General features: G+C 72.0%; 13 protein-coding genes and 1 pseudogene. 11 read left to right on the top strand and 3 right to left on the bottom strand.

What is annotated here, in order from left to right; genetic code table 11:
* Positions 1-138: 138 nt before the first annotated feature.
* Both ABZ990_RS02855 and ABZ990_RS02850 read right to left on the bottom strand, forming a co-directional pair.
* Positions 139-1,491: a hypothetical protein gene (locus ABZ990_RS02855; protein WP_361224201.1), complete on the bottom strand. Its 1,353-nt coding sequence runs from the start codon at positions 1,489-1,491 to the stop codon at positions 139-141.
* 343 nt (positions 1,492-1,834) lie between these two features.
* On the bottom strand, positions 1,835-2,449 hold the full coding sequence (locus ABZ990_RS02850) for an ABATE domain-containing protein (RefSeq protein WP_361224198.1): 615 nt from the start codon (positions 2,447-2,449) through the stop codon (positions 1,835-1,837).
* Between the two features lie 291 nt (positions 2,450-2,740).
* On the opposite strand from ABZ990_RS02850, the pseudogene ABZ990_RS02845 reads away from it, so the two are divergent.
* From ABZ990_RS02845 to ABZ990_RS02815, 7 genes and pseudogenes are all read left to right on the top strand, one after another.
* Positions 2,741-2,926, top strand: a pseudogene (locus ABZ990_RS02845) (LysR family transcriptional regulator); the annotation flags it as partial.
* 39 nt (positions 2,927-2,965) lie between these two features.
* Entirely contained in the window at positions 2,966-3,688 is a 723-nt protein-coding gene (locus ABZ990_RS02840) for a substrate-binding domain-containing protein (protein ID WP_361224463.1), read from the top strand.
* Between the two features lie 272 nt (positions 3,689-3,960).
* The gene (locus tag ABZ990_RS02835; protein WP_361224195.1) at positions 3,961-4,377 is read left to right on the top strand and encodes a cupin domain-containing protein; all 417 of its coding nucleotides are present in this window, start codon (positions 3,961-3,963) and stop codon (positions 4,375-4,377) included.
* Between the two features lie 278 nt (positions 4,378-4,655).
* Entirely contained in the window at positions 4,656-5,129 is a 474-nt protein-coding gene (locus ABZ990_RS02830) for a cobalamin-dependent protein (RefSeq protein WP_361224192.1), read from the top strand.
* Positions 5,126-6,523 (top strand): methylaspartate mutase, encoded by a 1,398-nt coding sequence (locus ABZ990_RS02825; RefSeq protein WP_361224189.1) that lies wholly within the window; start codon positions 5,126-5,128, stop codon positions 6,521-6,523. The genes ABZ990_RS02830 and ABZ990_RS02825 overlap by 4 nt, the downstream gene beginning before the upstream one ends.
* Positions 6,524-6,994: 471 nt before the next feature.
* Positions 6,995-9,085 (top strand): FAD/NAD(P)-binding protein, encoded by a 2,091-nt coding sequence (locus tag ABZ990_RS02820; protein ID WP_361224186.1) that lies wholly within the window; start codon positions 6,995-6,997, stop codon positions 9,083-9,085.
* A complete protein-coding gene (locus tag ABZ990_RS02815; RefSeq protein ID WP_361224183.1) occupies positions 9,082-10,830 on the top strand; it encodes an AMP-binding protein in 1,749 nt (582 codons plus the stop codon). Before ABZ990_RS02820 ends, ABZ990_RS02815 begins: the two co-directional genes overlap by 4 nt.
* Positions 10,831-11,128: 298 nt before the next feature.
* On the opposite strand, the gene ABZ990_RS02810 is transcribed toward ABZ990_RS02815, so the two are convergent.
* Positions 11,129-11,713: a CGNR zinc finger domain-containing protein gene (locus tag ABZ990_RS02810; RefSeq protein ID WP_361224180.1), complete on the bottom strand. Its 585-nt coding sequence runs from the start codon at positions 11,711-11,713 to the stop codon at positions 11,129-11,131.
* 174 nt (positions 11,714-11,887) lie between these two features.
* Between ABZ990_RS02810 and ABZ990_RS02805 the strand changes: the two genes are divergently transcribed.
* The 4 genes from ABZ990_RS02805 to ABZ990_RS02790 all read left to right on the top strand — a co-directional run bounded on the left by ABZ990_RS02805 (position 11,888) and on the right by ABZ990_RS02790 (position 15,177).
* Positions 11,888-12,352, top strand: a complete 465-nt coding sequence (locus ABZ990_RS02805) for a VOC family protein (RefSeq protein ID WP_361224177.1) — start codon at positions 11,888-11,890, stop codon at positions 12,350-12,352.
* A gap of 415 nt (positions 12,353-12,767) precedes the next feature.
* Positions 12,768-13,691, top strand: coding sequence for a pyridoxamine 5'-phosphate oxidase family protein (locus ABZ990_RS02800; protein ID WP_361224174.1), 924 nt, complete (start codon positions 12,768-12,770; stop codon positions 13,689-13,691).
* A gap of 2 nt (positions 13,692-13,693) precedes the next feature.
* Positions 13,694-13,888, top strand: a complete 195-nt coding sequence (locus ABZ990_RS02795) for a ferredoxin (RefSeq protein ID WP_361224460.1) — start codon at positions 13,694-13,696, stop codon at positions 13,886-13,888.
* Complete coding sequence (locus ABZ990_RS02790) at positions 13,885-15,177, top strand: FAD-dependent oxidoreductase (protein ID WP_361224171.1); 1,293 nt, start codon at positions 13,885-13,887, stop codon at positions 15,175-15,177. Before ABZ990_RS02795 ends, ABZ990_RS02790 begins: the two co-directional genes overlap by 4 nt.
* Positions 15,178-15,183 lie beyond the last annotated feature (6 nt).

The following is a 15,183-nucleotide window of genomic DNA, read 5'->3' as shown; positions in this document are numbered from 1 at the left end:
GCGGATGGGGCGGCGACCACGGCGACACCACGGCCCGGGAGGGCCGTGGTGTCGTGGTCCACGGGGTGGCGGCCGGGTGAGCGGCCGCCACGTGTGCCGGTGTGCCGGGGTGTCGGCATCACCGAGCCGTTGTGCGGATCAGAAGCGGGCGTTGGTCTTGTTGGCGACCTTGTAGCCGAGGTCCAGCGCGGCGGCGTTGTCCCACTCGAAGTGGACGCCGATGTACTTGCGGCTGTCGGCCTTCTCCTTGGCGGCGGCGGTGAAGGACGGGAAGGTGCGGGTGACGTTCTTGGCGAACGGGTCGTCCGTACCACCGGTGAAGGACAGGTCGTCACGGCCGAAGTAGTTCTTCATCGCGCCGGCCCAGGCGGCGGCGATGCCGGAGTGACCGGAGACGTAGGTCGGGAAGTTCGGGCTGAAGCTGTTGCCGGCGAGGTCCGACTCCAGGGGCTGCCAGGTCGGGTCGGCGGTGATGTCCTTGTTGTAGACCTGGTCGGCGAAGTTGATGGCGTGCTGCGGGCGCCACAGGTCCCAGTCCGAGTTGAACTTGGAGTCCCAGATCGCGATGGCCGCGTCGGCGAGGGAGACGGACATCTTCGTGAAGAGCTTGGCGGAGGCGAAGGAGCCGCCGTTGGGCCGGTACTTCTTGAAGATGACCAGGGTGTGGTCGTACTGCTGGCCGACCGGCTTGTAGGTGCCGTCGAGGTCGTTGGCCCAGTAGTGGGCCTGCTGGGTCTGGTCGGCCGTACGGACGGTGGAGTTCTTGCCGCCGACCGCCTTGAGCTCGTTGACCTGGGCCGCGTACTCCGGGCTGGCGAGCATCTGGTCGGGGCTGGTGAAGCCGTAGGGCTTGGCCGGACGGAACTCGTTGCCGCTGGTCAGGGCGAACGGCTTGACGTTGCCCCAGTTCGGGTTGCCGACCGGCTTGCCGGCTGCCGGGATCCAGTGGCCGGGCGCGTTGACGGCGACGTACGGGCTGGTGTCGGTGGAGCCGTCGCCCGTGCGGTTGGCGATGATCGCGTTGGCGGTCTCGATGCCCAGCTGGCTGCCGACCTGCTGCTCGGCGGCGTTGCCGCGGTCCGGCAGGGCGCGGGCGGCGTTGAAGGCGGCCGTGAAGTCGACGCTGGGGAAGGCGTTCGTCAGGGCCGTGTAGGCGGCGTAGTCGACGGCCGCGTCGACGGAGCCGTACTTGCCGGCCGCGGTGGCGTCCTTCGTGACGTACGGGGTGCCGATGGTCTGGATGGAGTTGACCGCGTCGTAGATGGCGAGGTTCATCATCGCGCCACCGCGAGTGAGGGGACCCGGGGTGCCACCGACCTGCCGGAACGCGTCCAGGATGGCGTTGTTCCAGTACAGGACACGGTCGGGGGTGGTCGGCGTGGTCGTGTCGAGGGGCTGGGCACCGGCCGGGGTCGCGCCGACGGCGGCGGTGATCAGGGCGAGACCGGCGGCGGCCACGGCGATACGGCGGCTCGAACGTATGGAGAGCATCTGGGTCCTCTTCGGGTGTCTGTCGGCAGGTCATCACCTGTTCCCGGTGAGGTGTGCGGCACTCGGGAGGAGGTGGTGGAGCGGGAGACGCTGGAGCAACGTTGCTGTTCCGCTATCGAAGGTAGGTCGCGGGCCGGACCTGTGGAGCTGATGTTCCAGATGGCTGATATGGCGTTTGCCGATATCTGCTCGTCAGACGGTGTCTAACGGCAATCGAGAAGCGGGCCGTTAGATCTTTCGCGTCCCGGCAGACGCCCCGCAGACGCCTCCGGGCCGCTCTCCGGACTGGTGGACAGTCCGGAGAGCGGCCCGGTGGGCGGGGGTCCGGCGATCGGGCCGGCGGTCAGTCCGCGGGGCGGTGGCGGTGGTAGTGGCGGGCCGCGCGGGCACGGTTGCCGCAGCCGGGCGAACACCAGGCGCGGCGGGGCGGAGTGCGCTCGAAGAACAGGACGCAGCCGGGGCCGGGACAGGCCGCGACATCGGCGCGGGGGGCGGTCAGGAGGGTGACGACGGCGTGGGCGAGTTCGGCCTGGGCTTCGAGGAGCGGGCCCTGGGATCCCAAGCGGGCAGCCGTGGGGGGCTGTTGGGGGTTCCAGAGCAGGATGGGCCAGGAACGGCCCAGGCCGCCGGCCCGGTTGAGCTGGGCGACGTCACGACTGTCGGGCTCCCCGCCGTCGACGCGGGCGTCTATCAAACGGCGGGAGGCGTCCCGGAGTTCACGGAAGTGGACGACATCGGCTTCGTCGACCGCGGCCAGCGCCGCGTCGGTGAGTTCGGTGGTGAAGCGGTCCCGGCACATGGACAGCCACCAGGCGAGGTAGTCGGGGCGGCCGAGGCCGTCGCGCATCGAACCGCGCACGGCGTAGTGGGTGTTGACGAACTCCAGCGCCAGCGGTTCGCCGAGCAACGGCGGCGCTTCGGTGGCGGGATGAGGAGAGGTCAGGGCGTGGGGGGTCACCGGCATCCTTCGGGGGGCGGGTTCTCGGACCGACTTGCCGAGCGAGGCAGCGGCATGCAACCATCTCATACCTAACGGGGGTATCCGCAGTAATGCGTTAGACGCATCGCTGTAGCGGCAGGGTACGACGTGACGGCGCTCCAACGCGAGTACGAGCAGGGCGCCGGAGCGACCCGGAGGAGCGTTCTCGCAGGACATTCGGCGGGTCCGCGCCCTCGTGTTCGAACATCACGTGACGGCACGAAGGGTGCGGTCCGGCCGAGGTCGGATCTCTCACTCTTGGGGACAGCAATGGTTTTGGACCTTTCCATCCATCAATTGCGAACCTTTCGCGAAGTCGCACGCCAGGGGAGCGTCACCAGAGCGGCGCGCAATCTCGGATATGCCCAGTCCAGCATCACCGGGCACATCAAGTCCCTGGAGACGAAGCTCGGTTATCCGCTGCTGAAAAGACTTCCGCACGGAGTCCGACTGACCCAGCACGGTGAAATCGTTCGAGATTACGCGGAAAGAATCATGCTGACCATGGAGGAGATGAGCGGCGCGCTACAGCCCCAGGGCGAGGCCGAAGGCCGGGTCGCCATCGGCGCGGACCCCCTCCTCATGGAGCAGCGGCTGGGCCGGCTGATCCGGGAGGCCCGCTACCGCTACCCCAAGGTCACCGTCTCGCCCCGCCAGTTAAGCGCGCACAACGCCGCCGAATCCGTCGCCCGCGGCGAGACCCAGCTGGCCGTCGTCGCCTTCGAGGACGGCGCGGACACGCTTCCCGACGACCTGACCGTCGAGAAACTGCCCGCCCTGACCCTGGTGCCCGTCGCCTCGCCCGCGCTGGCCGCCACTCCGGTGACCGACGCCCAGCGCCCGGTCCGCGTCCTGACCGTCAACGCCGACTGCGCCGGTCACCTCCCGCTGGTCCGCATCCTGCGCAGCCGGTACGGCGTCGACCCCGCCGTGATCGAGGCGGGCTCGGTCGGCGGCGTACGCGAACTGGCCCGCGCCGGCTACGGACTGGCCATGATCCCGCCGGACGACTCCCTGGCCGCCCAGGGCCTGCAGATCGTCCCCGGCGTCCCGCACGCCGAGCTCGACGTCCGTCTCGTCTACTCCCGCGCCGACCACCTGGGCCGGGCCGACCGCTCGATCGCCGAGCTGATCCGCCGTATGCCCGCCCCCACCCCGGCCGAGTGCGCCGGCGATGCTCCGTACAGCGTCGAGCTCGACAAACTGCTCGCCTCCTGAACCTCTGGCGAAAAACGATCCGGGCACGGCCCGCGGACGGTGAATTCCCGAAAGGGGAATGACCGGCGCGGCCGTGCCCGTCGTGCTGCCCGGAACCGTTTCGGAAAGGCCGACGAAAGTCTTCGGAAGGCTCACGGAAGACCCCTGGAAGGTCCATCGGATACCCGGATACCAGCCATCGGAAACATTCTGTTCGAATGAATTTCCGCACCCTAGCCTTTCTAGTGACAGGACATCACGTCCCGTCCCCGGAAAAGCACTTGAGGGAGACCATGGATAACGTCCTCTACGTACAGAACGTGTTCCGCAGCGGATTCGATCTGGACGGCCTGGAATGGACCGCCTGGCAGGAGCCCGGCCGGGTCAGCGTCGAGCACGCCGTCCTGTGGGCCCCCGACGCCGAGAAGAACGAGGACTCCATCGGTCTGCTGCTGCGCTTCCCGCCCGGCGCGCACGGCGACTTCCACGAGCACCTCGGCTACGAGCTGATGCTCGTCCTCGACGGTGTCCTCGACCACAGCGACGGCCCCTCCTACGTCAAGGGCGACCTGATCGTCGAAGGCCCCGGCACCGAGCACCAGATGTCCAGCCGCACCGGTTGCACGGTCCTGGCCATCCGCACCCACCCGGCCGAGGCCCGCACCCCGGTCAAGGCGATCCGCCCCGTCGGCGTCACCGCCGCTCCCTGAGCCGGCGACACGCACGCCCTTCCGCCCGCCGGTCGGTCTCCCGGCCGGCCGGGAGGAACCCCCACGGTGCGGGTCCCGGCCCGGTCGGACCGGTTCGATTCGGCTCGGCTCGGCTCGGCTCGGCTCGGCTCGGCTCGGCTGACCATCCGGCCGGCGTCCGCCCCGTACCTCCGCGCCGCTCTCCTCCCGGCGCCACCCGGCTCCTCCTCTCCGCCTCTCCCCTTCCCCCTCACTGCCGGTCGTTCGACCGGCCGGTGCCCCACGGAAAGATCACTCCCATGTCTCTGCCCGCGTCCAGTCACAGCGGCGCTCCGACGGCCTCCGCGGGCCGGCGGGTCCTGGTGTCCAGCGTCTCCTCCGACTCCCACACCTGGAACCTGGTCTTCCTCCAGCTCCTCCTTGAGGACCTCGGTCACGAGGTCACCAACATCGGCTCATGCGTCCCCGACGACCTGCTGATCGCCGAAGCCCGCCGGCACCGCCCGGACATGATGGTGATCTCCAGCGTCAACGGCCACGGCGCGCTCGACGGCGGCCGGCTGATCCGCAAGCTGCGCCAGGAGCCCGACCTGAGCGACCTCAAGGTCGTCATCGGCGGAAAGCTCGGCATCCGAGGCGTGGACGGGGCGTCCCACAGCGAGGGCCTGCTGGACGCCGGGTTCGACGCGGTCTTCGAGGACGCCGCGGGCATCGAGCCGTTCCGCCGCTACCTGGCGGCCTCCGCCCCGGCGCTCGAAGGAGCGGCGCGATGACCGCCCCCGGCCCCTCCCCCGTCGCCACACCCGCCACCGGCGCCCCGGCCCCGGCTCCGGTGTCCGCGTCGCGCTCCTTAGGTGTGTTCGCCGGCGCCGTGGCCCGGGCGCGTGCCGAGGGCGAGCTCGTCGTCCAGCCGCGCATGGGCATGGCGACCACCACGGAGATGGCGCTCGGCCTGAACGCGGTGAAGAACGCCCGCGCCCGGGTCGTGGGCACCATCACGCTCGACAGCTACACCCGGGTCGGCGACCACGACTCCGCCCGGGCGGCGCTGGCCTCGGGCGCCGACCTCAACGGCTATCCGATCGTCGCGCACGGCCCCGACGTCACCAGGGCACTGGTCGACCAGGTCAAGCAGGGCAGCGACTTCGCGGTGCAGGTCCGGCACGGATCCGCGAAGCCGTACGACATCATCGCCGCGCTCCTGGACGCCGGGCTCGACGCCACCGAGGGCGGCCCGATCTCGTACTGCCTGCCCTACAGCCGTACGCCGATCCCGGAGTCCGTCGACGCCTGGGCCCGCAGCTGCGAGCTGCTCGCCTCCCGCCCGGGGACCCATCTGGAGTCGTTCGGCGGCTGCATGCTCGGCCAGTTGTGCCCGCCGAGTCTGCTGGTCGCGCTGTCCGTCCTGGAAGGCATCTTCTTCCGCCGGCACGGTCTGACCAGCGTCTCGCTGAGCTACGCCCAGCAGACCCACCGCGCCCAGGACGTCGAGGCCCTGCACGCGCTGCGGACCCTCGCGGCCGAGCACCTCGACGGCATCGACTGGCACGTCGTCCTCTACAGCTACATGGGGGTCTTCCCCCGTACCGTCGGCGGCGCGCTGGAACTGCTGCGCGACTCCGCCCGGCTGGCGGCGATCACCGGCACGGAGCGGATGATCGTCAAGACTCCGGCCGAGGCCCACCGCATCCCGACCATCGAGGACAACATCACCGCTCTGGAGGAGGCCGCCCGCGCCGCTCGCGAGGCCCGCGAGGCCCGCGAGGCCACCGTCAACGGCATCGGGGCGGGGCTGGGGCTGGGCATCGGGACGGGCGCGACCGAGGGAGAGTTCGGGGTGCTGGCCGAGGCCCGCACGCTCGTGGAGGCCGTGCTCGATCTCCACCCGGACATCGACCGGGCGCTGGTCCTCGCGTTCAGCCGAGGCATCCTCGACGTCCCGTACTGCCTGCACGCCGACAACGCCCAGCGCGCCCGCAGCTTCATCGACGCCCGAGGCAGCTTGCAGTGGCTCCGGGCCGGGTCCATGCCCGTGACCACCGCCCCGCTCGGCGCCGAGACCGGGCTGCGCGCCGAGGACCTGCTCCGGATGCTCGGCCATGTGCAGGAGCACTACGACCGCGCCGCGCTGACGGCCGCGGGTCCCGCCGCCCTCTCGGGCCGCTGAGTCCGGTACCTCGCTCTCCCGCGCCGCACCGCACTCCGACCGCACCGCACCGCACCGCACGACAGGCACCACCCCGCGAACCCCCCACCGCACGGCCCGTCGGCGTACCACCCCCGCACCGCCCGGCAGCCCCGCCCGCGGACTTCCCCCACTCCCCCCACCTGCGGACTCCCCCGTCCGCCGGGGTACGGGGGCTGGCCGCTCCGGCGTCGCCGGGCCCCGCACCCCCACTTCGTACCCCCGTCCCGGCTCGTCGCTTCTTCCGACCTTCGGGGTCTCCGTCCGTCCCGCTGTCCCGCCGTCCCGTTCCTGGCCCCGCGCCGCCTGGCCCCGCGTCGTCTCGCCCCGTGTCTCGTCGCGCCGCCCCGGCTCGTCCCGGCTCGTCTCGGCTCGTCTCCGCTCGTCCTGTCTTCGGCCCGCCGCCGGCCACTCGTCCGCCCGCCCGCTGTCTGATCCATCTAGGGGATTCGCATGCTCACCAGCCTCAACCGCCCTCTGCACCTCGCCGTGATCGGCAGCGGCCCGCGTGGCCTGTCGGTCCTGGAGCGCCTCGTCTGCCGGCTGACGGACGAGTACGACCAGGCCACCTCGCAGGGCGGCCCCGCGCCCCGGCCGGTCGTCGTCCACCTCGTCGACAACACCGAGATCGGCGCGGGCCGCGTGTGGCGTACGGACCAGGATCCGTGGTTCACGATGAACACCGTCGCCAGCCAGATCACCATGTACTCGGGCGACGGCGACCAGGGCCCGGCCCGGCCCGGCGCCGGCCCGTCGCTGCACGAGTGGCTGGTCGCCCAGACCCCGGCGGGCGCGGAGCCGGCCGGCCCCAACGACTACGCCACGCGCGCCGAGTACGGCCGCTACCTCGCCGACGTCTACCGTTCCGTCGTCCGCGCGCTGCCGCCGCACGCCACCCTCGACGCGCACCGGGCCGGTGTCACCGCCGTGGAGCCCCGGCCGGACGGCACCTACCGGCTCACGCTGGACGCCGAGCCGCGCCGGCTGACCTGCGACCGGGTCGTCCTGGCCACCGGCCACCCGCGCAACGAGGCCGACCCCTTCGACGCCGCCATGGAGTCCTTCGCCGGCCGTCACCCGGTGCACTACCTGCGCGGTGACTCGGCGGCCGACATGCCGCTGGACGAGGCCACCATCCCGGCCGGCTCCACCGTCGCGATCCGCGGGCTCGGTCTGTCCTTCTACGACGTGATGCTCTCTCTGACGGTGGGCCGGGGCGGCGAGTTCAAGGCCGCCGCGGACGGCACGTACACCTACATCCCCTCGGGCCGCGAGCCGCGGATCGTCGCCGGTTCGCGCAGCGGTCTGCCCATCCCCGCCCGAGGCCGCAACCAGAAGTCCGCCACCCACAGCCACAAGCCGATGTTCCTGACCCGCGCGGCGCTCACCGCCACCCGGGCGGCGCGGGTCGCGCGGACCGGCAGCGCCCAGCTCGACTTCGGCGCGGACGTGCTGCCGCTGCTGCTCGACGAGATCGCATACGTCTACTACACCACCGCGCACCGCGCCCAGGCGGGCGTGGGGACGGGCGTGGGTGCGGGTACGGAGACGGGCTCGGGCGTGGGGACGGGCTCGGCGGATCGTTTCGCCCGTGATCTGGCCGACCACCTCCACCGCGGCCAGGACCCGGCCGCGCTGCTGGCCTCGGCGGGCCTCGCCGATCTCCCGCCGATCGATCTGAAGGCGCTGGCCCGGCCGTTCGCGGACATGCGGTTCGACGGTACGGACGCCTTCCGCACCCACCTCCTGACGGTCATGCGCGACGACCTCGACCAGGCCCGCCTCGGCAACGCCGACGGCCCGCTCAAGGCCGCGCTCGACGTCCTGCGCGACATCCGCAACGTCGTCCGCGACGCCGTCGACTTCGGCGGTCTGCTGCCCGCGTCCCACGCGGAGCACTTCGAGCGCGACTACCTGCCGATGAACGCCCTGCTGTCGGCCGGCCCGCCGCTGGAGCGCGTGGAGCAGCTGTACGCGCTGATCGACCAGGGCGTCGTCGACGTCGCCGGCCCCCACACCCGCTTCGCCACCGACGAGACGACCGGCACCTTCACCGTCGCCTCCGAGCAGGTCCCCGGATCCTTCGCCGAGGCCACCGCGCTGATCGACGCCCGTATCCCCACCCCGGACCTGGCACGCGACACCTCGCCGCTGGTGCGCCGGCTGCTCGCCGACCGCCTGGTGCGCACCTTCACCATCCAGGGTCCCGACGGCGTGCACGCCACCGGTGGTCTCGACGTCACCCCGGCACCGTTCCGGGTCCTGGACGCCGAGGGCCGGCCGCACCACGGTCTGTTCGCGCTGGGCATCCCCACCGAGCACACCCGCTGGTTCACCCAGGTCGGCTCCAGCCGCCCGGGCACCGGCCAGACCCTGTTCTACCGGGACGCCGACACGATCGCCGAGGCCCTCCTGACCTCCACCGACACCACCGCCGCCGCCACCACCGCCACCGCCGGTGTCCGTACGGACAGCGAAGCCGGTGACACCGCCGCCGCCGACCGTCCGCTCGCCGCCGCCGGCACCGCCCGGAGCACCTCGTGACCCTCCCCGCCGCCACCCCCGCGTCCGTAACGACCGCCGTGTCCGCGTCCGAAACGACTCCGGCTCCGGCTCCGGCTCCGTACGAGGTGTTCCGTGCCGCCCGGGACACGCTCCTGGCCCACCGCGAGGACCTCGAAGCGGCCCACGAGGCCTTCTCCTGGCCGGAGTTCACCCACTTCAACTGGGCGCTGGACTGGTTCGACGAGATCGCCCGCCACCCGGAGACCGCCGGCCGCCCGGCCTTGCGCCTGGTCGGCCCGGCCGGCCCCGGCAGCGACCAGGTCGTCACGTACCGGGAACTCGCCGCCCGCAGCTCCCAGGTGGCCGGCTGGCTGGCCGCCCTGGGCGTACGCCGCGGTGACGCGGTCCTGCTCGCGCTCGCCAACCGGGCCGCGGTGTGGGAGACGACGCTGGCCGCGATCAAGCTCGGCGCCGTCGTCATCCCCACGTACACCACGGCCACTCCGGCCGAGCTGGCCGACCGGATGGCGCGCGGCGAGGTCCGCCACGTCGTCGCCGAGGCGGCCGTCACCGACCGGTTCCCGGCGGCCGGCACCGTCAACCGGATCAGCGTCGGCGCCCCGGTGCCCGGCTGGACCGACTACGCCGACTCCCGCGCCTTCACCGGGGGCTTCACGCCCGACGCCCCCACGAAGGCCGACGACGTGCTCTTCCGCTACTTCACCTCCGGCACCACGTCCGCGCCGAAGATGGTCGAGCACACCCACACCAGTTACCCCGTGGGTCACCTCAGCGGCATGTACTGGAACGGCGTCGTACCCGGCGACCTCCATCTGAACATCTCCCTGCCGGGCTGGGCCAAGCACGCCTGGAGCAGCTTCTTCGTCCCGTTCAACGCGGAGGCCACCGTCCTGGCCCTGCCCGCCGAGGACGCCGCCCCGCGCCGCGTCCTGGACGTCCTCACCTCCCGCGGGGCCACCACCTTCTGCGCTCCGCCGACGGTGTGGCGCGCGCTGGTGGCCGAAGGGCTGGGGCCGCGTCCGCCTCGGCTGCGGGAGGCGGCCTCGGCCGGCGAGCCGCTGGAGGAGCCGCTGATCGAGGCCGTGCGCGCGGCGTGGGGCATCGAGCTGCGCGACGGGTTCGGGCAGACCGAGACCACCGCGCAGGCGGGCACCACGCCCGGCCAGCGGGCGGTGGCCGGGCGGATCGGCCGGGCGCTGCCCGGCTACCGGCTGGTCCTGGTGGATCCCGAGACCCACGAGCCGGTGCCCGCCGGCAGCCCGGGAGAGCTGTGCGTCGATCTGACGGACCGCCCGGCCGGCCTGATGAACGGGTACACCGGCGACGCCGAGCGCACCGCCCGCGCCTTCGCCTCGGGCCTCTACCACACGGGTGATCTCGTGCTGGGCGACGAGCAGGGGCATCTGAGCTATCTGAGCCGGGCGGACGACATGTTCAAGTCGTTCGACCACCGCATCTCCCCGCTCGAACTGGAGCAGGTGCTGCTCGCACAGCCGCAGGTCGCCGACGCGGCGGTCGTGCCCGTACCGGATCCGGTGGGGCTGTGGAAGGCCAAGGCGTACGTGGTGCCGGCCGACGGCTGGGAGCCCGACGCGCACACCGCGCGCGTGCTGTTCAAGGCGGTCGTGCGAGATCTGCCGCCGGAGAAGCAGGTGCGGGTGGTGGAGTTCACCGGTCCGCTGCCGCGTACGGCCTCCGGCAAGGTCCGCCGGGCGGCGCTGCGGGAGCGGGAAGCCGGCAGCGAGTACGCCCTGGGCGACTGAGCCCGTCCCCCACTCGACACTCGCCACGGTCCCTCCCCCTTGCACCCGACCCCTCTCCCTTGCACCCGGCCCCTCTGCGGCGCACCGCCCGCAGGGGGGTCGGGTGCAAGGGGGCAGGGGCGAGGCGGGCGGGGCGGGCACGGGACAGGCCCGGGACAGGCACGGGAACGCGACAGCGGCGGTGGCCGCCGGCTGCTCTGGGAGCCGGTGACCACCGCCGCTGTGTCCGTCACCGCGCGGAGCCGTAAGGAGCCGCGCGGAGCCATGTGCCCCGCCCTACGGGACGGGTGCGCCGGCGCTACGGGTTCGTGGGGGCGGTGTTCTTGCGGTGCCGGGTGTAGTGGCGCTGGGTCTTGGCGCGGTTGCCGCAGCCGGCCATGGAGCACCAGCGGCGGCCGCCGTTCTTGGAGATGTCGTAGAAGTGCAGGACACAGTCGGGGTTGGCGCATTTTCGGATGCGGTCGGGGTTCTCCTCCAGCAGCCGCAGGTACGCCTCGGCGGCGCTCCAGGCCGCCAACCAGGCCGGAGAGTCGGTGTCGACGACGCTCTGGGGCCCTTCCGGGGCCAGCAGGCGCCGGATACGGCCGTGTCGGAGGGTCTCATTCAGGCCGTTGACCGCCTGCTCGTGATCACTGTGCTCGTCGAGGAGCGCGTCGATCGCGGCGCGGGTGACCAGGAGGGCCTCAAGGGTCTCCGGGGTGTCGGGGACGGTGTCGCCGAACCCGGTGGCCGCCAGCCAGATAGATACCCCTCCGGGGTATTGCAGCAGGTCATGGCGCACACCCCCGTCGATCCAGACGGTGTTGACCAGGTCCAGCGGCAGCGGCTCGGTGGTCAGGGGCCGTGGGTCGGCGCCGGGGGTCGGCTGCGGGTCTGTGCTCATCGGGGAGCCCCTTTCGTGTCGTGGTCCATGCGACCACATGGCCAGATTCAACCAGCAAACCCAGTTTCACCGGTTGACCGTGAGCGAGTCAACCAGTAACGTTCTTTTCACCGGTTGGGCCGGACGGGGAAACCCGAAAAGCCCGGCCCCCACCTCTTCTAGGAAGGCACTTCCATGTCGCAGTCCCTCGCCTCCAAGTCCCTGCAGACCGGCCACGTCGGCCTCAATGTCACCGACATCGAGAAGTCGCTGCCCTTCTACATCCGGGTCTTCGGCTTCGAGATCCTGGCCGAGGGCAAGGACGACTCGCAGCGCTGGGCGTTCCTCGCCCGTGACGGCAAGCTGGTGCTGACCCTGTGGCAGCAGAGCGACGCCGCCTTCTCCACCGGCGCGGCCGGCCTGCACCACCTGTCCTTCCAGGTCGACACCATCGAGGACGTCAAGATCGCCGAGGGTGTCCTGCGCGAGCTGGGCGCCAACTTCGCCCACGACGGCGTCGTCTCCCACGGCGAGGGCGCCGGCTCCGGCGGCATCTTCTTCACCGACCCCGACGGCATCCGCCTGGAGATCTACGCCCCGTCCGGCGCCGAGACCGCTCCCGCGCCGACCGGTGCCGCCCCCACCTGCGGCTTCTTCTAAACCGGAGCAGCCGGATCAGGCGGGCTGCCACCCCTGGTCAGCCCGCCCCCCGGGCCCGAACCGCCCCGCCCGGCCGGATCCACCACGGCGCCACCACGGCGCCACCTCGTACCACCGCACCACCTCGTACCACTGGCATCACCGCACCACCACGGCACCACCACGGCATCACCGCGGCACCGAGGCGGCACGCCACCCCCGCCGCCCCGGCCCCCGCTCGTACGCACCACCGTTCGTACGCGTCACCGGCTCGTACGCACCACCGGCTCGTACGCACCACCCGCTCGTACGCACCACCGGCTCGTACGCACCACCCGCTCGTACGCACCACCTGTCACTCGTACCTCCGCACTCTCCGCACCTCCGGCGCCTCGCGCGCCCCCGCGGATCAGCACCGACCGGAAAGGAGCCGGACATGGGCGTCTACCACCCGGGAGAACGCACCGTGCAGGAGCGCGCCGGCCTGCTCGACCACGCCGACTTCTCCTCCGCAGCCATCAAGAGCGAAATCCCGGACATCGCCCGGGGGTTCCTCGCCGAACAGCCCATGCTCGTCATCGGCGCCACGGACGCCCATGGCGACGTCTGGGCCTCCCTGCTCACCGGGGAACCCGGCTTCGTCACCGCCACCGGCCCCGCCGGCCTGGCGGTCACCGCCACCCCCGAGGCCGGTGACCCGCTCCACGAGACGCTTGCCGCGCCCGCCCACCTCGGCATGATCGCCATCGAGCCCGCCACCCGGCGCCGGATGCGGATGAACGGCCGCTCGCGACCCACTCCCGACGGCGGCCTGGACATCGCGCTCGACCAGATCTACGCCAACTGCCCCAAGTACATTCAAAAGCGTGAGCCGGCGTACGAGACGGACCGCCCCGAGGCACCGCGCCACGGCCGTGAACTCGACGCTTCGCAGCTGGAGTTCATCGCGGGCACGGATACGTTCTTCGTCGCCACCGCCGACGCCGACGGCAACGCCGACGCGTCCCACCGCGGCGGCAACCCCGGCTTCCTCCAGGCGCTCACGCCCACCCGGCTGCGCTGGCCCGACTACGTCGGCAACGCCATGTTCGGCACCTTGGGCAACATCGAAATGAATCCCCGCGCCGGCCTCCTGCTCCCCGACTGGAGCACCGGCACCCTCCTCCAGCTCACCGGTACCGCCACCGTCGACTGGAACCCCGATCACACGGCCGATCTCCCCGGCGCGCAGCGCGTCGTCGAGTTCACCATCGAGCGCGTCGTGCAGCGGGACCACGCCTCCCCGCTGCGCTGGAGCGCCCCGCAGTACTCCCGTTTCAACCCGCCCGCCCCCCAGCCCGTCCAAGGAGCAGCAGCATGAGCGTGAAGATCACTGTCGACATGAACCTGTGCGAGAGCCACGGCCAGTGCGTCTTCGCCGCCCCCGAGATCTTCTCCTTCGACGACGACGACTACCTGGTGTACGACGCCAGCCCCGACGACGCCCTGCACGACAAGGCCGTCAAGGCCGCCGCCGTCTGCCCCGTCCGCGCCATCCTCGTCGAGGCGACGCCGTGACCGCGCCCACCCCGGCAAGCTCCGGCGGCGGGGCGGGCCGGCCGGGGGCCGGGGCCGGGGCCGGGGCCGGGGAACGTCCTGAGCGGATCGTCGTCGTCGGCGCCTCCCTGGCGGGTCTGCGCGCCGCGCAGGCGCTGCGCGAGGCCGGCCACCAGGGGCCCCTCACGCTCATCGGCGCCGAGAACCACCCGCCGTACGACCGGCCGCCGCTGTCCAAGGAACTCCTCCAGGGCAAGATCACTCCGGCCGCTCTGGCGCTGGAGGACACCGCCCCACTCGGCCTGGACGAGCACTACGGGCGCCGCGCCGTCCACCTGGACACCGCCGCCCGTCTCGTCCACCTCGACGACGGGACCACTCATCCGTACGACGGTCTGATCATCGCCACGGGCGCCACTCCGCGCGCCTGGCCGGGGCCGCTACCGACCACGGGCGTGCACACCCTGCGCACCCTGGACGACGCGCACGCGCTCAAGGCCGACCTCGATCCCGCCACCCCTCGGCACCTGCTGATCGCGGGCGGCGGATTCATCGGCTGCGAGATCGCCTCCGTGGCCCGGGAACTCGGCCACACCGTCACCCTCGTCACTCCCGAACCGCTGCCGCTGCAGGCGGCGATCGGCCCCGAGGCCGCAGCCTTCCTGACCGCGTTGCATCGGGACGCGGGCGTGGAGATCCTCACCCACCACACCGTCACCGCCGTCGCGGGCACCGACCGTCCGACCCATGTCACCGTCAACGGCCCGGACGGCACCCGCACTCTGCCCGCCGACACGGTCCTGCTGGCCCTCGGCGCGGTGCCGCGAACCGACTGGCTGACCGGTTCGGGCCTCCGGATCGACCAAGGTCTGGTCACCGACGAGTACGCCCGGGTCCTGGACGGCGCGGGCCGGCCGCAGCCCCGGATCACGGCGGCCGGGGACGTCACCCGCTTCCCCCACCCGCACGCCGACGACCTCGTCAACCTCGGCCACTGGAGCAACGCCGCCGAACAGGCCCGCGCGGCGGCCCACAACCTGCTCCATTCTCAGGACCCGGTCGCCTACCGCCCGGTCGCCTCGTTCTGGTCGACGCAGTACGGCGTCCGCCTGCGCGCGGTGGGCCTGACCCGCCAGGCCGACCGTACGGAGGTACGGGAACTCGACCCGGAGCGCCGCCGTCTCGATGTCGCGTACTACCGCCGGGGCCGACTGATCGGCGCGCTGACGGCGAACAGGGCGGCTCGTATTACGGCTTATCAGGCGCAGTTGGCGGAGGATATTGGCGGCGGGGTTTTGGCTTTGGTGTGAGGCGGC

The sequence above is a fragment of the Streptomyces sp. NPDC046203 genome, from assembly GCF_040646255.1.
Classification (GTDB): Bacteria; Actinomycetota; Actinomycetes; order Streptomycetales; family Streptomycetaceae; genus Streptomyces.
The sequence above is the reverse complement of the archived record's forward strand: the minus strand, read 5'-3'. Positions and strand labels throughout refer to the sequence as shown.

Bases quoted from the DNA above. Each gene is read 5' to 3' on its own strand.
- ABZ990_RS02835 (WP_361224195.1), top strand. From the start codon at position 3,961: ATGGATAACGTCCTCTACGTACAGAACGTGTTCCGCAGCGGATTCGAT.
- ABZ990_RS02820 (WP_361224186.1), top strand. From the start codon at position 6,995: ATGCTCACCAGCCTCAACCGCCCTCTGCACCTCGCCGTGATCGGCAGC.
- ABZ990_RS02840 (WP_361224463.1), top strand. From the start codon at position 2,966: ATGCTGACCATGGAGGAGATGAGCGGCGCGCTACAGCCCCAGGGCGAG.
- ABZ990_RS02825 (WP_361224189.1), top strand. From the start codon at position 5,126: ATGACCGCCCCCGGCCCCTCCCCCGTCGCCACACCCGCCACCGGCGCC.
- ABZ990_RS02800 (WP_361224174.1), top strand. From the start codon at position 12,768: ATGGGCGTCTACCACCCGGGAGAACGCACCGTGCAGGAGCGCGCCGGC.
- ABZ990_RS02855 (WP_361224201.1), bottom strand. From the start codon at position 1,491: ATGCTCTCCATACGTTCGAGCCGCCGTATCGCCGTGGCCGCCGCCGGT.
- ABZ990_RS02805 (WP_361224177.1), top strand. From the start codon at position 11,888: ATGTCGCAGTCCCTCGCCTCCAAGTCCCTGCAGACCGGCCACGTCGGC.
- ABZ990_RS02810 (WP_361224180.1), bottom strand. From the start codon at position 11,713: ATGAGCACAGACCCGCAGCCGACCCCCGGCGCCGACCCACGGCCCCTG.
- ABZ990_RS02830 (WP_361224192.1), top strand. From the start codon at position 4,656: ATGTCTCTGCCCGCGTCCAGTCACAGCGGCGCTCCGACGGCCTCCGCG.